Genomic DNA, 17,472 nt, shown 5'->3' on the forward strand with positions numbered 1-17,472 from the left:
ACGATGAGTAAGAGAGGTGTAGATAGTGGCTAAAAACTCTAAAATTGACATAACAAATCAATTTACATATCATCTCAATCACACATTAGCTGAAAATAAAGACTTTTCAACAACTCTACAGAAATTTTTTGCACTATCTTACTCCATTAGAGACATCGTTGCGGAAAAATGGCTTAGAACCGAAGAAATCATATACAAAAGAAAAGATTTGAGAATTGTCAATTACTTATCGATGGAGTTTTTAATCGGTAGGTTGTTGTACAATAACATATTAAACCTACAAGTTGAAAACGATGTAAAGACCCTTCTTAAAAAATTTGATTTAGACCTTGATAAAATAGCATTACTTGAAGAGGATGCTGCTCTTGGCAACGGTGGACTTGGAAGACTCGCCGCGTGTTTTTTAGATTCTTTAGCAACTCTTGGATATCTATCATACGGTTATACGATAAGATACCAATACGGACTCTTCAAACAAACAATCGAAAATGGTTTCCAAAAAGAAGTACCGGACGATTGGCTAAAAAATGGTTATCCTTGGGAATTCCCAAAGCCTGAAGAGGCTGTAACAGTTAAGTTTTTCGGTAGAAGCGAGCCTTATACCGATGAAGAAGGTAACCTTAGATTCAAATGGGTAGATACGTACGATATATTAGCCGTACCATATGACATTTACATAACTGGTTACAACAGCGATATTGTTTCAGTGTTAAGACTTTGGCATCCTAAAGCTACCAATGAATTTAATTTCGCGGAATTTGAAAAGGGAAATTACGAAAAAGCCGTTTACGAGAAAAACCTTGCAGAAACATTGTGTAAAGTTCTATATCCAAACGACGCGTTTTACCAAGGTAGGGAATTAAGGCTTAAACAAGAACATTTCTTTGTAAGTGCAGCATTGCAAGATATAATAAGAAGACATAAAAGAAGATTTGGAAACAATTTAAGCAACCTTCACGAGTCTGAAGTTATACAACTCAACGATACACACCCTGCCCTTGCAATACCAGAGCTTATGAGAATATTACTCGACGAAGAAGGATACGGTTGGGATGATGCCTGGAACATAGTCAAAAACACAATAGCTTACACAAACCATACTGTAATGCCTGAAGCACTTGAAAAATGGGAAGCTCCATTACTCCAAAATCTCCTTCCAAGACATTATCAAATAATTGAGGAAATAAACGCAAGATTTTTAAAAGAAGTCGGGGAAAAATTCAACAATAATCTGAAAAAAATTATAGATATGTCCATATTTGAAGAAGGTAACATAAAGAAGGTAAGAATGGCTAATCTCTCATCTGTAGCTTCGTTCTCAATTAACGGTGTTTCTGAATTGCATACTGAAATACTTAAAAAAAGTGTTTTAAAAGATTTTTATGAAATGTACCCTGAGAAGTTCAATAACAAAACAAATGGGATAACTCAAAGAAGATGGCTCTTAGAATGTAATCCACCACTTGCAAAACTCATTACCGAAAGTATAGGTGATGGGTGGATAACAGACCTTTACGAGTTAAGAAAACTAGAAACATTTTTAGACGATAGTGAATTTCTCAAAAAACTTGCCGAAGCAAAAAAATGGAATAAAGAACGATTAGCAAATTACATCCGTGAAAAGTTAGATATATCCGTTGACCCATCCACGCTATTTGATATACAAGTTAAAAGGATCCATGAGTACAAAAGACAATTATTAAATGTTTTACACATAATACACCTATACAACGAAATCTTAGATGGGAAAAAGCCGGAAGTTCCGAGAACATTCATATTCGCAGGTAAATCCGCTCCAGGATACAGAATGGCAAAGCTTATAATCAAGCTCATCAACAGCGTCGCGGAAGTCGTGAATAGAAATCCAATTGTCAATAAACACTTGAAAGTTGTATTCATACCTAACTATAACGTCTCAGCGGCACAGATTATTATTCCTGCCGCGAATATCAGTGAGCAAATTTCCACGGCGGGAACGGAAGCTTCTGGAACCGGGAACATGAAATTCATGATAAATGGAGCGCTCACATTAGGAACATTAGATGGCGCAAATATAGAAATCCTAGAAGAAGTAGGCGAAGAAAACATATTTATCTTTGGACTTAAAGCCGAAGAAATAGAAGAAGCAAGAAGGAAAGGAATTTACAACCCGTTTGGAATTTACTTAGAAAACGAAAAAATTAGGAAAGTGCTTGACATGATTAGGGGTGGATACTTCACACCAAATGAACCAGATTTATTTGTAGATATATACGAATCTTTGCTTTACGGAAAACATGCTCCAATGCCAGACCAATACTTCTTACTCGCAGACTTTGAATCATATGAAAAAGCTCACAAAGACGTGGAAAAATTGTATCTTAACCAAGAAGAATGGAACAAAAAATCCTTACTTAATATAGCAAGAAGTGGAAAGTTTTCAAGCGATAGAACTATTGAAGAATACGTTAGGGATATATGGAAGACAAAAAAAGTTAACTAATCATCTTACAAAAAACAAGCGGGAGTTTAACAACTCCCGCTTGTTTTTTATTTATTCAAATTATTTCAACTTCTTGTGGCAGAACCACCAATCGTAACAATCGTATTCTTCCATTCTCTTTGCAGCCGTTGCACAGTCGCTCGCGGGCGGAATAATAACCTCATCGCCGATTAATTCGTTATTTGGCCAATTCGCTGGGAGAGCAACACCATTGGCATCATTGACTTGCAAACCTTTAACCATTCTAAGAATCTCATCCATATTTCTTCCAAGTTCTTGTGGGTAGTAAAGCGATGCTCTTAGTATACCCTTTGGATCGATAATGAATACTGCTCGGACCGTATTCGTTCCCTTCCCTGGGTGAATCATACCGAAAAGCTCTGCAATTTGACCCCTATCGTCCGCAATTACTGGGAATTTGATTTCCAAACCAAGCTTTTCCTTAATCCACTGTACCCATTTGATATGTGAGAAAACCTGGTCAATACTCAAACCAACAAGTTCTGTGTTTAGAGCCTTGAATTCATCGTACCTTTTCTGGAATGCAACAAATTCTGTTGTACAAACAGGTGTAAAATCTGCCGGATGGCTGAAAAGTACTACCCATTTACCTTCATAATCTTTTGGAAAATTTATAACTCCGTGTGTTGTCTTTGCTGTAAATTCAGGAACCTTTTCTCCTATAAGTGGTAAACCCATACCAAACACCTCCTATTTCAAAATTCATAATGGTTTTTCTGTTTTTCCTAAGTCATTTCTAAACCCAATATAATTTTATACTTAGTCTAAATAATTTCAAGAAACAAAATGTAACCAAATTGTTAATTTAATATTTATCAAATCAAAGTAGTGATATTAAATTATTTAATGAACTTATACATTCTTCCGGAAGCCTATCGTATCCTTGGTTTTCAATCTCTTTGTTTTTAATAAATTCAACTCTTTTTGTCAGTGAGAGTTTAACTAGTTCTCTGTACTCATAGTCCGATGTCTTTACTTCAAATTCAGGTATTTGCATAGTTTTTAATCCACCGAACCAATCGACAAAATTGGCTTTTTTCTCAACAATTTGCTCTATAATTTCAAGGGTCAATTCCTTTGGTACTTTCTTATTGAGATAGAATCCTGTATTGACTATATAACATTCCACTCCCTTTTCAAATAGTGCTTTAAACTTATTGTAGTCTTCAGAGAGCGGGTAAGTTCTGAATGGATTGGCGTATGGCTCAAAAACGAGCGCTTCAGGGTCTACTCCTGGAAGCAATTTTTCTGCCGAAGTTCTTTTGGTAGCCAATGTTGCACCCATTGTAGAAGCAAGAATAGGATCTTCTATCTTTACAACTGGTGGTAAAACCGGGTCTTTCATTATCCAGAATATTGCATTTACAGGCTCTTCAATCTTATCTACCCTGTTTGGTGACCATAATTTAGATTTTATCGCTCTACCATTTCCGTTCCTAATATCTTCCATAACGGGGACTACTTTTAAATTTTCGTCAACAGTTGCACCACAGTTTTGTATTGTTATCAAATATTTATTGTCTTCACTTGTTAGAGGATAATCTGATGTTTTATCGAAATACGACGGTTCAAGAGCGATGGAAGAAAGATCTTCTAAGTTTATAACAAGCGCATCATCATGAAGAACCGTAATTTGATACTTACCTTTATGTTTTGCGTGAGTTAGTGTAGACTTCCCAGAACCAGAAAGTCCAAAAAATGCAGCAACAAAATGCTTACCATCGTACTCGTATTTTTTCAAACCACCATGACACGCCACATATCCCTGTCTATTTCCAACAGACCAACCAAGTGTCAAAGTACCCTTCTTAAATTCTCCGAAATATCTTAATCCAAGCAACGCGGCACAGTTGTTATTCGGGTCAAAGAGCGCAAGCCCACCAGGATAATTAGGATGTGACCAATCAGGATCTGTAAATATGTAAATATCAGGTTCATTCAAAAGCTTGGAATTTTCATACATAAGTGAATATTCTGAAGTTAAGTCTTGAAAGTTTAGAAGCCAATTGTAAACAGTATTTTCAAACCCCTCTGGAATTAATATATGATTTTTGACGATAAAGTCAGGATGTAATCCTGTAAAACTAATCGCATGGTACATTTTCCTAAACCTTGTACCGTAAACTGCTTCACGAATTACTTCTGCTAATTGGTCCTCATTAACACCTGGCATACCTATTATTTTCCTTGCGCCTGCAAATCTTCCCACAGTCGCACCATCGTTGAAAAGCAATATTCTTGTCCCCTCATCGAGATTAAGAAGTTCTGGCTTATAGACAAAAAGGTCTGTCGCTATAGTTCCTGGAGATTTTAACGCTTTTTTGTAAGCTTCTCTTCTTGAAGTGAGTAACTCAACATTATTTCCATAAAAAGCTGTTTCAATCGTCGTTCTAATCTTAGAAAAGTTAACTTTGTTAATATCCTGCCACTTCCACCTTCCCTTTGTTGACATACAAAAACCTCCTCTTCTGATTCTAAAGTTTTGATTTTCAAATTTATCAATAGATTTAACCCATGAAATTTCACAAGTAAATTTTAAACCTTTTAAACATAACAAATAAACTTTGCATAATAAAACATACTATAACATAGCATTGAAAATCGATAATTTAAAGAGATTAATACAAATATAGGACTTTTTTCTTCTTTTTCCAAAGTTTTATTGATTAAAAAAATTAGTTTAATTTTTGAACTATTTAAAAAATAAACTGTCTAAATATATAGGGCGAAAATCAAAATAGGAGGGTCAACTATGGAACTCAACATAGAGTTTGCTAAAGAAGTTGTAAAAAACATTATGGAAATCACCACCAATTTCGTAAACTTCATACCACAGATTTCTGAATTTGAAGAAATGAGTACAACTGAACTTTACATATTTTTGTTTATAGCAACAAACGACAAAACTTTTAATAACGAAATTTCCAAAAAACTTGGAGTATCAAAAAGTACAGTAAGTATGTCTTTGAAAAAATTAATAGAAAACAAACTTATAGAAACTGTTGAAGACGAAAAAGACAGAAGATATACAATGATTCACTTATCGGAAAATGGACAGAAACTATTTAACAAGTTCTTGTCCTCATTTCAAACTATATTAGATGGCGTCTATAAATCTTTCGGAAACGAAAAAATTCAAAAACTAAACGAGTGTTTTGATAGTATACTCGAATTTTCAAGAGTAATTTCTAAAAAATAATAAATTTGGAGGCTGAAAGAGTATGGTATTAGTTACTGGAGGTACAGGACACCTTGGCAATGTTTTAATTAAAAAATTAATCACCGAAGGTGAAAAAGTAAGGGTTTTAGTCCAACCTGGAGATTCTCTCTATTCATTACAATACTTACCTATCGAGGTTGTTTATGGTGATATTCGCGGTGATATTAAAAAAGCTTTTAGTGGTGTCGATGCTGTCTTTCACCTTGCGTCGGTTATATCAATCACAAATTCCAACAAAAAGCTAATATATTCTGTAAACGTTGATGGCACAAATAACATTATAAATTTAGCTAAAGAGCACAGAATTCCACTCATATACGTTAGTAGCGTACATGCGTTCTCCGAAGTCAAACCCGGATCCGTAATAGATGAAAAGACTCCAATTGACGAAAATAACGTAGTCGGGGATTATGCAAAGTCAAAAGCAATAGCCACCAAAAAGGTTATGGAAGCATTTAAAGATGGTTTAAGTGGTTTTATTGTATTTCCAACAGGGATATTTGGGCCATATGATTATAAATTTTCTTATTTCTCAAGAGTTTTGGAAAAATATAGGCTTGGAAAGCTAAAGATAACAGTAAATGGTAGATTCGATTTTGTTGATGTTAGAGATGTCGCAAATAGCATCGTTGCTTTATATAATCTTTTAAAAGAAAGACATTATATCGTGAACCATCAAGGCTTCATAGTCTCTGGAAACAAAATTCACTTCGAAAAATTACCATTGTTATGTGGTCTGAGAAAATACAAGATACTAAAAAATTCATCCGCACGTCTAATGAGTTATTTAACACTATTATTTAACTCGCTTTTTAAAATCCCCGTTGAATTCGTTCCATACGCGTTACACACACTTGAGCTTGATTATACTTTTTCTCACGAAAAGCTTTCAAGCACAATAGCTTATCATCCAAGAAAAGTGGAAGAGACCATTCAAGATTTTTTCAAATGGCTTGACGAAATACATTGAACTTTTTATTTACCAAATTTATATTATTAAATATCAAATTTGCCAAAAATATTTTTGACAAATTTGATATATTTTTTTCATTTGCTTGAACAGGTTGAATAAAGTTGTGGTTGTGTGATATAATAGCATTTGTGGAACTGAGGAGGTGGATTTATTGGCACGCTTAAGGGTATACGAATTGGCAAAGCAGCTTGATATGGATACAAAAGAATTACTCCACGAGTTGGAGGAGCTTGGTATTGAAGTTAAGAGCCACATGAGTTTTATTGATGAGGAAACTGTAAATATCCTCCTTGACATATACAAGCAAACTCTTGATGAAGAGGAAGATATATCTCTTGCAAAAACACGTGAACCGTCTAAAGAGAAAACAGAAGCGAAAAAGCCTCCAGTCCACATAACAGAGGCTGATTTAAAGCTTGATAAATTTGCCGAAAAGATAAAAATACCACAAAACAGAATTATTCAAGATTTCTTCATGAAAGGTGAAATTCTCAAACCCGGTCAAACAATTTCCATTTCACTTGCCAAAAAAATTGCAAAGATGTACGATGTAAGATTAACTTTCGAAGAAGATGAAACTGTTGTAAAAGAGCAACCAAAATTGGAGAATCCTCTCGATGAATTAAAAAGACAATTTGAGGAAATATACCAAAATAATAAAGACAAATTGGTAAACAGGCCTCCTGTAGTTACAGTAATGGGACACGTCGACCATGGTAAAACGACCTTACTTGACTATATAAGAAAAACAAGAGTCGCAGAAAAGGAAGAAGGCGGAATCACTCAGAGCGTTGGTGCTTACCAAGTTATTGTAAATGGTAAGAAAATCACATTCATTGATACACCTGGTCACGAAGTTTTTACAGAAATGCGAGCCCGTGGCGCTCAAGCGACTGACATAGTAGTATTAGTTGTAGCCGCAGATGACGGTGTCATGCCTCAAACCATAGAAGCCTATAACCACGCGAAATCTGCGAACGTACCAATAATAGTGGCTATTAACAAAATAGATAAAGCAAATGCTAATGTTGACATGACAAAGCAAGAATTAGTGACGAAATTGAATCTCATTCCAGAAGATTGGGGCGGAGACACGATTGTTGTCCCTATTTCGGCAAGAAATGGAATCAACGTCGATACACTTTTGGAAATGATACTCCTTGTAGCTGAAATGCAGGACATACGATGCATACCAGATTCGCCAGTTAGAGCGGTTACCATAGAGACAAGGCTTGACAAAGGCTACGGTCCTGTTGCAAACGCTATCGTTAAAGATGGTGTATTAAAAGTAGGGGATTACGTAGTCGCAGGTAAAGTATTTGGTAAAGTAAAAGCTCTCATCGATGATAAAGGTAAAAGATTAAAAGAAGCAGAACCATCAACACCAGTTATGATTGTCGGTTTTGAAGAATTACCAGACCCACACAGTATAATCTATGTAGTTGACTCAAAAGAGAAAGCACTTGAAATTGTCGAAAAAGTAAGAGAAATAGAAGCAAGGGAATTAAGAAAGAAGAGACAAGTAAAACTTGAGGAAATACTCAAACGAATGCAGGAAACTGAAAAACGAGAATTAAAACTTATTTTGAAAGCCGATACCGTTGGTTCACTCCAAGCCCTTCAAAACGCAATAGCAAAATTAAGAACAAATGAGATAGATATAGATATTGTCCACTCAGCGGTCGGAGCTATAAATTCAAGCGATATAATGCTAGCAAGCGCATCTGAAGCTATTATCCTTGGATTCAGGGTTAAAGCCGACAACCAAGCTTCAAAGCTTGCTGAGAGCGAAGGAGTTCAAATAAAAACATACACAATTATTTACAAACTCCTTGAAGATTTAAAGGCGGCGCTTGAAGGAATGCTTGAACCTGAAGAAGTTGAAGAAAAAACAGGTTATGGAGAAATTAAGAAGGTATTCAAAATCCACAAATACGGAAATATCGCAGGCGTTCAAATGTATGATGGATACGTTGATAAATCTGGATTTGTGAGAATATACAGAAACGGTGCACTCGTTTTCGAAGGGAAAATAGAGTCTCTGAAACATTATCAACAAGACGTCAATAAAGTTAGCGCTCCACAAGAATGCGGTATAAAGTTCCAAAACTTTGACGATATAAAAGAAGGCGATGAGCTAGAATTTTACATAATCAAAAAAGTACCGAGAAAGTTAACAACCTTGGTTGAAGAAACAAAACAAAATGAAAATTAAGAATAAATATAGAAAACAAAAATCCTCCGATAATCGGAGGATTTTTGTTTTATTAATTACAAAAACATATTTATTTTTTGAACCATACCGTTACCTTTGTACCAATAAGATGCTTTGATTCAAACTCTATCCTGTATCCTGCGATGTTAGCAAGATGCTTAACAACCGCTAATCCCAATCCTGAACCAGAGGCCATTTTTACCGCACTTGGTGTTCTATAGAACCTACCGAATATCTTTTCCTTCTCAGAATCTGGCACACCAATACCAAAGTCTTGAATACTCATTCTTTCAGCACTAAACTCGAGAATAACTTTTGACTTTTCGAAAGAATATTTTAAAGCGTTTGAAAGTAAATTTTTAAGGATTGTTCGAATTATGAATCCATCAGCTTCTATCGTTTTAGTCTCAAGATTTATGGAAATTTCTATTTCTTTTTTCTTCCTCAACTCTTCGATTTCTTCCATAACTTCTGAAATAATTTTCTGGACATTTAAAGTTTCCTTTCTTGGAACGTAAAGACCAAGTTGTGCCATAGTTATATACTCAATCTGTTGGATAATTCTATTAAGCCTTTTGGACTGTTTTTCTATTTTCCATAATTTTTCTATTTTTTCTTCATCTTCTTCGTTTTCAAGCATATCAGAAACAATGCTTTCAATAACTCCCAACGGATTTTTTAACTCATGCGAGATAAGAACAGACATGTTTAATTTAGCCTCTTCGATAATTTTTATAAAAGATACATCTCTCATTAATAAGGCTTCTATTTCTGGTATGTATCTAATGTAAAAATCACACCAGCCGCCTTTCTTACTGAGAAATACTTTTGATTCGATATTCAATGGTTTACGTTCATGTATTGAATCCACTAATAAAGTAGACTTTTCAAATATAAGCAAGTCAAAAATATCCATACCTTCGCTTGGGCCAAAAAAACTTTTTGCCATTTCATTGGCAAATGTGATAGTTGTTTTATCGAGTAAAAAGATCGCTTCTTCTAAATTGTTTAATAGTACCCTTACAAAGTCCTTATCATAATCGCTCATTTTCACTTGATTGGGCATCTCCCTTTTTTGAAAATTTGTACCCAACCCCCCTAACGGTTATTATCCAATCTTTTCCAATTTTCTTTCTAAGACTATTTATATGTACATCGACAACTCTATCAAAAACATCATACTCATCAGTCCAGATGGTCTCTAATATTTCTTCACGAGAATAAACCCTGTCTGGTCTTTGAGCCAACAATTTCAATATTTCAAATTCTTTTGCGGTTAAATCTATCTTTTGCCCATCGTAAAGGACAACGTAATCAGATGGATATATCTCCAATTTACCATAACGTATAACCTCTTTTATGCCTTTTGTACGGCGTAAATACGCTTTAACTCTAGCAACAACTTCTCTTGGATTGAAAGGTTTTCCAACGTAATCGTCAGCTCCAAGTTCTATACCAAGTATCTTATCAATATCCGTACTCTTTGCTGAAATTACGATAATACCTATATCAGGAAACTCATTTTTGAGCGTTTGAATCTCGTTTATAGCATTTCCATCAGGTAACATCAAATCGAGCAATATAACTTCATAAGTATTTTTCTCAAGTTTCCTATACATATCGTTTATCCCATTAGCGACATCCGATTCAAAACCATCTGATTTGAGCAACTTTTGAAGATTTTCTGCGATAATACGCTCATCTTCAACGATGAGAACTCTCATAGAAATGATTTCAACTCCTTTCCGGTTTCTATAAAAACAATTTCCTCACATACGTTCGTAAGATGGTCGGCTATTCGTTCAAGGTCTCTTGAAAATAAAATATAGAGTACAAGCGAATGCGGTTCAATATTATCAACTTCATTTGTTATTCTTCTATCAAGGTTGTCTACTACATCATCCATTTTCCATGTTTCGATAGCTAAATTCACATCTCTTTTGGAGAAAGCTATAACTGTCTTTTGTAGCATCCCTATAACTACTCCAAACATCTCTTTAACAAGCATAGATGGTTTAAAATCTGGCAAGTGTTCAACTATCCATATGGTTCTTTCCGCAAAATTACAAGAGTGGTCGGCGATACGCTCTAGGTTATTTGAGAGCTTCATAGCCGCAACAACATATCTAAGATCCTTTCCCAATGGATTAAACCTTGCAATTATATCGTAAACGAGATTTTCTATCTCCCTGTTGAGATTATCAATTTCATCGTCTAATTCTATAACTCTTATTGCAAGGCTTTTATCAAGGTTCTCGAAAGCCTTTGAAGATATATCAACAGAATCACTTACCAAAGATACCATCTTTACAAGTTCCGCTCTAAGTAATGAAAATTCTTTATCAAAATGATGTCTCATTTCAACCATTTTATTTTCCTCCCTATTAAAATTTTTATTTTTCATTTCTCTATCCAATTTTACCACTTAAAAACTGCTGAGTGATTTCATGCTGTGGATTTCGCAGAATTTCAGCGGTATAATTTTGTTCAACGATTTCACCTTGATACATGAAAACTGTGTAATCTGAAATTCTAGATGCTTGACCTATATTGTGAGTCACTATAACTATCGTAAACTCTTCAGCTAATTCTTCAATTAAACTTTCTATCTTTTGGGTGGCTACAGGGTCAAGCGCGGACGTTGGCTCATCGAAGAGAATTACCTCTGGTTCGATAGCTATAGCCCGTGCTATACACAATCTTTGTTGTTGACCTCCTGATAATCTCAACGCACTCTTATCCAACTCCGCCTTAACTTCGTCCCAAAGCGCTGCTTTTTCAAGGGACCACTTAACTTTTTCTTTTATTTCCTTTTTATCTGTTATACCGATAAGTTTCAATCCATAAGCTATATTATCATATATAGACATGGGAAACGGTGTTGGTTTTTGGAAAACCATCCCTATCTTCCTGCGTAAAGTATAAATATCAACATCTTTATCGTATATATTCTTTCCATGGAATAGAATTTCACCATCAACCTTGAAATCTGGTATTAAATCATTTATCCTATTTATACTTCTCAAAAGTGTGGACTTCCCACACCCAGAAGGTCCCATAATCGCGGTAATTTTGTTCTTGTATATTTTTAAATTTGCATTTTTTACAGCTTTCTTTGCACCATAATAAGCGTTAAAATCCTTTATATCCAAAACAAGTTCATTAGAAATATTCTTCATCTTTCTTCCCTCCTAAACATAAATGCTAATGTGTAGACTAATATAACGAAAACTATAAGAACGGACGCTGTTGCCTCTGCCATCCAACGTGCCTTCTCACCGTAGGCCGCCGCTAAGAAATACAAATGTGTTGGCAGTGTCATAACTGGTGAAAGCAAATTTCTTGGAAGGTCGGTCGCATAAAATACCGCTGCAGTGAGTATCAACGGTGCAGTTTCTCCTATCGCCCTTCCCGCAGAAACGAAAGAAACTGTCAATATGGATTTTTTTGCTGCGGGCAACAGCATTTCAAAGATTACTTCACTTTTCTTCGCGCCAAGTGCGTAAGCAGCTTCTCTCAATTCCCTAGGAATTGCCCTCATCGTTTCGTAAACTGATGATGAAATGACAGGCAGAACAAGGAGTGATAATGTTAATCCACCAGCTAAAATAGACGTGCGCATTCCCATAGTTATACAAAAAAGCCCAAGACCGAAAAGCCCATAAACAACTGAGGGAATTCCGCTAAGAATAGTCACAACGAACTTTATATATTCAAGATTGTATTCAGACAAAACAACACCAAGTAAGATACCAAGAGGTATACTTATCGCAAGTGCCGTTAACGTTAAAAGCAAAGACCCAAGAATAGCTGGGAAAATTCCTCCACCTGTCATTCCATCTTTAGGGAATTGAATAAAAAACGTTAAATTCCAGTATTTTAAACCTGGTATAAAGGCAAGCAAAAACAAAACAATTATCATCAAAGAAATTAAATACGTTAAAATCCTCAAAAACACATTCGCTCTTTTATTTTTCTTGGATGATTTACTATTAATAACAAGCTCATTTACATTTATCTCATTCATTTCTTATGCCTCCTTAAAATGGAAATTGAAACAATTTCAAAAATAGTGGAAAAGATTATGAGTATAAAACCAGCGGCAAAAAGAGCATGATAATGCATAGAGCCTCGTGCTGTTTCTGACATTTCACTTGCTATTGCGGCCGTCAATGTTTTCATCGGGTCAGTTAACTTTTGAGGTACTATTGAAGCTCCTCCACCAAGTAATAAAACCACTATCGTTTCTCCCACAATCCTATTGGCCGTAAGGACAATTGCGTTCATAATACCAGGGAGAGCTGCTTTGGAAGTAACTTTTGTGTAAGTTTTGAACTCGTTTGCTCCAAGCGCGGCACTTGCTTCTTCTAATTCGCGTGGTACGTTATCTAAAGATTCAAGAATGAGTATAGTGGCAATAGGTATAGTCAAAAAGAAAAGTCCTATGAGTGCAAGGAGTAAATTTTGAGGCGAGTATATACCAATTTTTGGAAAAATCGGGCTCGCAAAATCCAAAAGCACGAAAGCTATTATCACGGAAGGAATACCAGATAGATATTCAAATATCCTACGTATTACATATTTTTCTCTAAAATAAGCGTAACCATGGAGATATAAAGCTATAAAATAAGCTATTGGTAAAACCAATAATGAACCAAGTACGGTTACCAATATTGAATTTACTATAAGATTTCGCATTCCAAATTCTGGAGGATCCCAAACAGGATACCATTGATTCGAAAGAAAAAGTTCTGCCCCAACATTTTTTAGGGCAGGAAGAGATTCTTTAATGAGATACACATATATTCCAAAGAGAGTGCTTATTGCCAATATCGCAGGTACAATTAGCAGCAGGTTCCTAACTCTATCTTTTAAAGCTCGATTCATGTGGATCTCCTTTCTAAAAAAGTTTTAATTTTAAATTATTTAGATTTATATGAAAAGGTAGATGGTTGCTTTCAAATATCCGCATAACCATCTACCTTGCGTATATCTCTTATTACTGACCTAACGCTGCGACAAAGCCTGCTTTTTCAACCAATTCTTGTCCTTTCTTTGACATTATGAACTTAAGATATTCTGCGACTGGACCTTCTTCCGGCCAACCGTTTGTTACATCCACGAACACAAAGAGCGGTCTTGAAAGTAGGTATTTACCAGCCAATATATTTTGCTTTGATGGCGAAATGCCATTTACTGTGAGAACCTTAACTTGGTTCGGATCAACATATCCAACGCCAAAATAAGCTATTGAAAATGGTGTTTTTGCTACTGTTTCAAGTTCTGCCATAGATGATTCCAACATCCTTACCCTTGGAGACATCTTTTCATCACCTAAAACCTTTTCTTTAAAGACCTCGAATGTACCAGAAGCCGTATTTCTCGAAAACGCTACTATATCTTTTGCTGGAAGATTTGGATCAATTTGGTTCCACCTTGTTATTTTCCCAGTGTAAATATCTTTCAATTGTTGGATTGTTATATTCTTTATTGGAATATCTTTGTGTACAACTATTGCTATACCGTCCCACGCAACCAAAATAGGTGCAAACCACTTTTTCTGATTGAACATATTCTGCACTTCTGAATCCTTAAGCCATCTACTTGAGTTAGCGATATCCGTTGTATTGTTGAATAAAGCAGCTATACCCGTAGAACTACCTGCGCCTTCAAGTGTAACTTTTATTTCGGGATAAAGTTTGTTGAATTCCTCAATCCAAAGTTGCGCAACATCAAGTAACGTGTTTGAACCTTTGATAACTAAAGCATTCTTATCCACTGCGAAAATGCTTAAAGCGAGAACTAAAACCAAAATACCTAATAAAAATCTTCTCATAATATGCACCTCCCAGTTTTTGAAGTTTACAGCTTAATTTTCTAATAGAATTATTTGGAAAAAATTTTGAAACGTTAAGAAATATTAAGAAAACTTGGAAATGATTCCAAAAAAATATGCAAAAATTGAATAAGTAATGTATAATTTATATTGGAATTTTCAAAATTCTTCAAATTCAAAAATGGGAGGTGCTACTATGGTTAATTTTTCTAAGAAAGCTCTTGTTTTTCTATTTTTATTAGTTGTTGTTTTCTCATACGCTGCAACAGAACTGGTCATCCATTATCATCGCTGGGATGGCAATTACGATGGTTGGAACTTATGGATTTGGTGGGTAGAGCCTATCTCTAAAGACGGTACGGCATACCAATTTACTGAAAAAGACGATTATGGCGTCGTAGCAAGAGTTAAATTCGATGAAACTTTGACAAAAGTTGGAATCATTGTTAGACTTAACGAATGGCAGGAAAAAGATGTTGCTATGGATAGATTTATAACAATCAAAGATGGAAAAGCGGAGGTGTGGTTGTTGCAAGGTATCGAACAGATATACACAACAAAGCCAGATACAAGCCCAAGAGTACTTTTCGCTCAAGCTAGAGCACAGGATGTTATCGAAGCTTACTTAACAGGACAAGTTGATACTACAAAAGTTAGCGCAAAAGTTACAGTCGATGGTGTTGAAAGAAAAGTTGCAAAGGTTGAAAAAGCAAATCCAACGGATATATCAAAAACAAACCACGTAAAAATCACTCTTGCTGAACCAATAAAGCTTGACGAAGTCAACAAAGATGTCCAAGTCGCAATCGAAGGCTACAAACCAGCAAGAGTAATCATGATGGAAATCTTAGACAAAATATACTACGATGGTCCACTTGGTTTTGAATATTCACCAACGAAGACCACAATCAGAGTATGGTCTCCTGTCTCAAAGACAGTAGATGTGCTACTTTACAAAAATTGGGATGACAAAGAACCTACAAAAGTCGTACCTATGAACTACATCGGAAATGGCGCGTGGGAAGTTGTTCTCGATGGTGATTGGGAAGGTTGGTTCTACAGAATAAGATATTTCAGTTACGGAGAGTATAGGGAAGGAGTAGATTACTTCTCCAAAGCAGTCACGAAAAACTCTGCAAAGAGCGCAATCATAGATCTGAAAAAGACAAACCCATCTGGTTGGGATAAAGATGTAAGACCAACCATGAAAGCTCTTGAAGATGCTATAATCTACGAAATTCATATTGCAGATATGACAGGACTTGACAATTCCAATGTCAAAAATAAAGCTACATACCTTGGCCTTACCGAAAAGGGTACAAGAGGACCAAATGGCGTTACAACTGGTTTAGACCACCTCGTTGAATTAGGCGTTACGCATGTGCATATCCTTCCAATGTTTGATTTCTACACAGGTGATGAATCAGAAAGAGATTTTGAAAAGAGCTACAATTGGGGATACGATCCTTACTTATTCACAGTACCAGAAGGTAGATATTCAACAAACCCAATTAACCCATACGTAAGGATAAACGAAGTCAAGCAAATGGTCAAAGCATTACACGAAAATGGAATAAGAGTAATACTCGATATGGTATTCCCACATACATTTGGTATCGGCGTTCTTTCACCATTTGACACAGCGGTCCCTTACTATTTCTACAGAATCGATAAAACAGGCGCTTATTTAAACGAAAGTGGTTGTGGTAACGTCATGGCAACAGAAAGACCAATGCTTAAAAAATACGTAATCGATACATTGAAGTGGTGGGTATTAGAATACCATGTTGATGGATTCAGATTCGACCAAATGGGTCTCATGGATAAGAAAACAATGCTAGATTTGGAAAAAGAATTGCACGCTATAGACCCAACGATATTACTCTACGGTGAACCATGGGGTGGTTGGGGCGCTCCAGTAAGATTTGGAAAATCAGATGTTGGTGGAACACACATCGCTGCATTTAACGATGAATTCAGAGACGCTATGAGGGGTTCCGTGTTCAACGCAACAGTCAAAGGTTTCTTAATGGGCGCGCTTGCAAAAGAAACAGCAATCAAACGTGGCGTTGTCGGAAGCATTGAGTACGACGATGTAATAAGAAGCTTTGCAAAAGACCCAGAAGAAACAATTAATTACGTTGCATGCCATGATAACCACACACTTTGGGATAAAAATTACTTAGCAGCTCAAGCAGATACAAACATAAAATGGACAGAAGAAATGCTCAAAAACGCTCAAAAATTAGCTGGAGCCATACTATTAACTTCTCAAGGTATACCATTCTTACACGCTGGTCAAGATTTTGCAAGAACCAAAAAAGGTGATGAAAATTCATATAACTCACCAATTTCAATAAACGGTCTTGATTATGCAAGAAAAGCAGAATTCATAGATGTCTTCAATTACTACAAAGGACTCATAGAAATCAGAAAAGCTCATCCGGCATTCAGACAAAGAACAGCAGAGGATATAAAAAAGAAAATCACATTCTTGCCAACCACAAGGAAAATGGTTGCCTTTACAATCAAAGATGAAAACGATAGCTGGAAAGAGATACTCGTCATATACAACGGTGATACAAAAGACCAAGATTTCACATTACCAGAAGGCACATGGAACGTGGTAGTCGACCAACAAAACGCAGGTACAAAAGTATTGTATCAAGTTAGTGGAAAAATAACTGTAAAATCCACATCCACGATGGTAATGTACAAGTAAAAT

At 35.6% G+C, this 17,472-nt stretch carries 14 protein-coding genes; 5 read left to right on the plus strand and 9 right to left on the minus strand.

From position 1 onward, the window contains the following. Window positions 1-25 precede the first annotated feature (25 nt). Window positions 26-2,482 (plus strand): glycogen/starch/alpha-glucan phosphorylase, encoded by a 2,457-nt coding sequence (locus tag AS161_RS08075; protein ID WP_164542409.1) that lies wholly within the window; start codon window positions 26-28, stop codon window positions 2,480-2,482. Window positions 2,483-2,542: 60 nt separating this feature from the next. On the opposite strand, the gene AS161_RS08080 is transcribed toward AS161_RS08075, so the two are convergent. Next, a complete protein-coding gene (locus AS161_RS08080; protein ID WP_164542410.1) occupies window positions 2,543-3,181 on the minus strand; it encodes a peroxiredoxin in 639 nt (212 codons plus the stop codon). A gap of 142 nt (window positions 3,182-3,323) precedes the next feature. Then, the gene (locus tag AS161_RS08085; RefSeq protein WP_164542411.1) at window positions 3,324-4,955 is read right to left on the minus strand and encodes a phosphoenolpyruvate carboxykinase (ATP); all 1,632 of its coding nucleotides are present in this window, start codon (window positions 4,953-4,955) and stop codon (window positions 3,324-3,326) included. Between the two features lie 300 nt (window positions 4,956-5,255). On the opposite strand from AS161_RS08085, the gene AS161_RS08090 reads away from it, so the two are divergent. From AS161_RS08090 to infB, 3 genes are all read left to right on the plus strand, one after another. Continuing rightward, window positions 5,256-5,702, plus strand: coding sequence for a MarR family winged helix-turn-helix transcriptional regulator (locus AS161_RS08090; protein ID WP_011994591.1), 447 nt, complete (start codon window positions 5,256-5,258; stop codon window positions 5,700-5,702). A gap of 22 nt (window positions 5,703-5,724) precedes the next feature. Further along, on the plus strand, window positions 5,725-6,693 hold the full coding sequence (locus AS161_RS08095) for an NAD-dependent epimerase/dehydratase family protein (RefSeq protein WP_164542412.1): 969 nt from the start codon (window positions 5,725-5,727) through the stop codon (window positions 6,691-6,693). Between the two features lie 154 nt (window positions 6,694-6,847). Continuing rightward, window positions 6,848-8,911 carry a translation initiation factor IF-2 gene (infB, locus tag AS161_RS08100; protein WP_164542413.1) on the plus strand — a complete coding sequence of 688 codons (2,064 nt, stop codon included), beginning with the start codon at window positions 6,848-6,850 and terminating at the stop codon, window positions 8,909-8,911. Window positions 8,912-8,981: 70 nt separating this feature from the next. Here infB and AS161_RS08105 read toward each other — a convergent pair whose 3' ends face one another. The 7 genes from AS161_RS08105 to AS161_RS08135 form a co-directional block, all read right to left on the minus strand. Next, window positions 8,982-9,959 carry a PAS domain-containing sensor histidine kinase gene (locus AS161_RS08105; protein ID WP_241241369.1) on the minus strand — a complete coding sequence of 326 codons (978 nt, stop codon included), beginning with the start codon at window positions 9,957-9,959 and terminating at the stop codon, window positions 8,982-8,984. Then, window positions 9,946-10,635: a response regulator transcription factor gene (locus tag AS161_RS08110; RefSeq protein ID WP_206518802.1), complete on the minus strand. Its 690-nt coding sequence runs from the start codon at window positions 10,633-10,635 to the stop codon at window positions 9,946-9,948. The genes AS161_RS08105 and AS161_RS08110 overlap by 14 nt, the downstream gene beginning before the upstream one ends. After that, complete coding sequence (gene phoU / locus AS161_RS08115) at window positions 10,632-11,279, minus strand: phosphate signaling complex protein PhoU (protein WP_164542415.1); 648 nt, start codon at window positions 11,277-11,279, stop codon at window positions 10,632-10,634. The genes AS161_RS08110 and phoU overlap by 4 nt, the downstream gene beginning before the upstream one ends. 40 nt (window positions 11,280-11,319) lie before the next feature. Continuing rightward, window positions 11,320-12,090, minus strand: a complete 771-nt coding sequence (pstB, locus tag AS161_RS08120) for a phosphate ABC transporter ATP-binding protein PstB (RefSeq protein ID WP_011994581.1) — start codon at window positions 12,088-12,090, stop codon at window positions 11,320-11,322. After that, the gene (gene pstA / locus AS161_RS08125; protein ID WP_164542416.1) at window positions 12,087-12,938 is read right to left on the minus strand and encodes a phosphate ABC transporter permease PstA; all 852 of its coding nucleotides are present in this window, start codon (window positions 12,936-12,938) and stop codon (window positions 12,087-12,089) included. Before pstA ends, pstB begins: the two co-directional genes overlap by 4 nt. Beyond that, window positions 12,935-13,798: an ABC transporter permease subunit gene (locus AS161_RS08130; protein ID WP_206518803.1), complete on the minus strand. Its 864-nt coding sequence runs from the start codon at window positions 13,796-13,798 to the stop codon at window positions 12,935-12,937. The genes pstA and AS161_RS08130 overlap by 4 nt, the downstream gene beginning before the upstream one ends. Window positions 13,799-13,910: 112 nt before the next feature. Beyond that, a complete protein-coding gene (locus tag AS161_RS08135) occupies window positions 13,911-14,747 on the minus strand; it encodes a phosphate ABC transporter substrate-binding protein (protein WP_164542417.1) in 837 nt (278 codons plus the stop codon). A gap of 196 nt (window positions 14,748-14,943) precedes the next feature. On the opposite strand from AS161_RS08135, the gene pulA reads away from it, so the two are divergent. Then, complete coding sequence (gene pulA, locus AS161_RS08140) at window positions 14,944-17,469, plus strand: type I pullulanase (protein ID WP_164542418.1); 2,526 nt, start codon at window positions 14,944-14,946, stop codon at window positions 17,467-17,469. Window positions 17,470-17,472: the final 3 nt, after the last annotated feature.

Source organism: Fervidobacterium sp. 2310opik-2 (assembly GCF_011057735.1).
Lineage (GTDB): Bacteria > Thermotogota > Thermotogae > Thermotogales > Fervidobacteriaceae > Fervidobacterium > Fervidobacterium nodosum.

Excerpts from the sequence above, each read along its gene's own strand:
- AS161_RS08095 (WP_164542412.1), top strand. The coding sequence starts at position 5,725 with ATGGTATTAGTTACTGGAGGTACAGGACACCTTGGCAATGTTTTAATT.
- AS161_RS08090 (WP_011994591.1), top strand. The coding sequence starts at position 5,256 with ATGGAACTCAACATAGAGTTTGCTAAAGAAGTTGTAAAAAACATTATG.
- pulA (WP_164542418.1), top strand. The coding sequence starts at position 14,944 with ATGGTTAATTTTTCTAAGAAAGCTCTTGTTTTTCTATTTTTATTAGTT.
- pstA (WP_164542416.1), bottom strand. The coding sequence starts at position 12,938 with ATGAATGAGATAAATGTAAATGAGCTTGTTATTAATAGTAAATCATCC.
- pstB (WP_011994581.1), bottom strand. The coding sequence starts at position 12,090 with ATGAAGAATATTTCTAATGAACTTGTTTTGGATATAAAGGATTTTAAC.
- AS161_RS08110 (WP_206518802.1), bottom strand. The coding sequence starts at position 10,635 with ATGAGAGTTCTCATCGTTGAAGATGAGCGTATTATCGCAGAAAATCTT.
- phoU (WP_164542415.1), bottom strand. The coding sequence starts at position 11,279 with ATGGTTGAAATGAGACATCATTTTGATAAAGAATTTTCATTACTTAGA.
- AS161_RS08080 (WP_164542410.1), bottom strand. The coding sequence starts at position 3,181 with ATGGGTTTACCACTTATAGGAGAAAAGGTTCCTGAATTTACAGCAAAG.
- AS161_RS08105 (WP_241241369.1), bottom strand. The coding sequence starts at position 9,959 with ATGAGCGATTATGATAAGGACTTTGTAAGGGTACTATTAAACAATTTA.
- AS161_RS08130 (WP_206518803.1), bottom strand. The coding sequence starts at position 13,798 with ATGAATCGAGCTTTAAAAGATAGAGTTAGGAACCTGCTGCTAATTGTA.
- AS161_RS08085 (WP_164542411.1), bottom strand. The coding sequence starts at position 4,955 with ATGTCAACAAAGGGAAGGTGGAAGTGGCAGGATATTAACAAAGTTAAC.
- AS161_RS08135 (WP_164542417.1), bottom strand. The coding sequence starts at position 14,747 with ATGAGAAGATTTTTATTAGGTATTTTGGTTTTAGTTCTCGCTTTAAGC.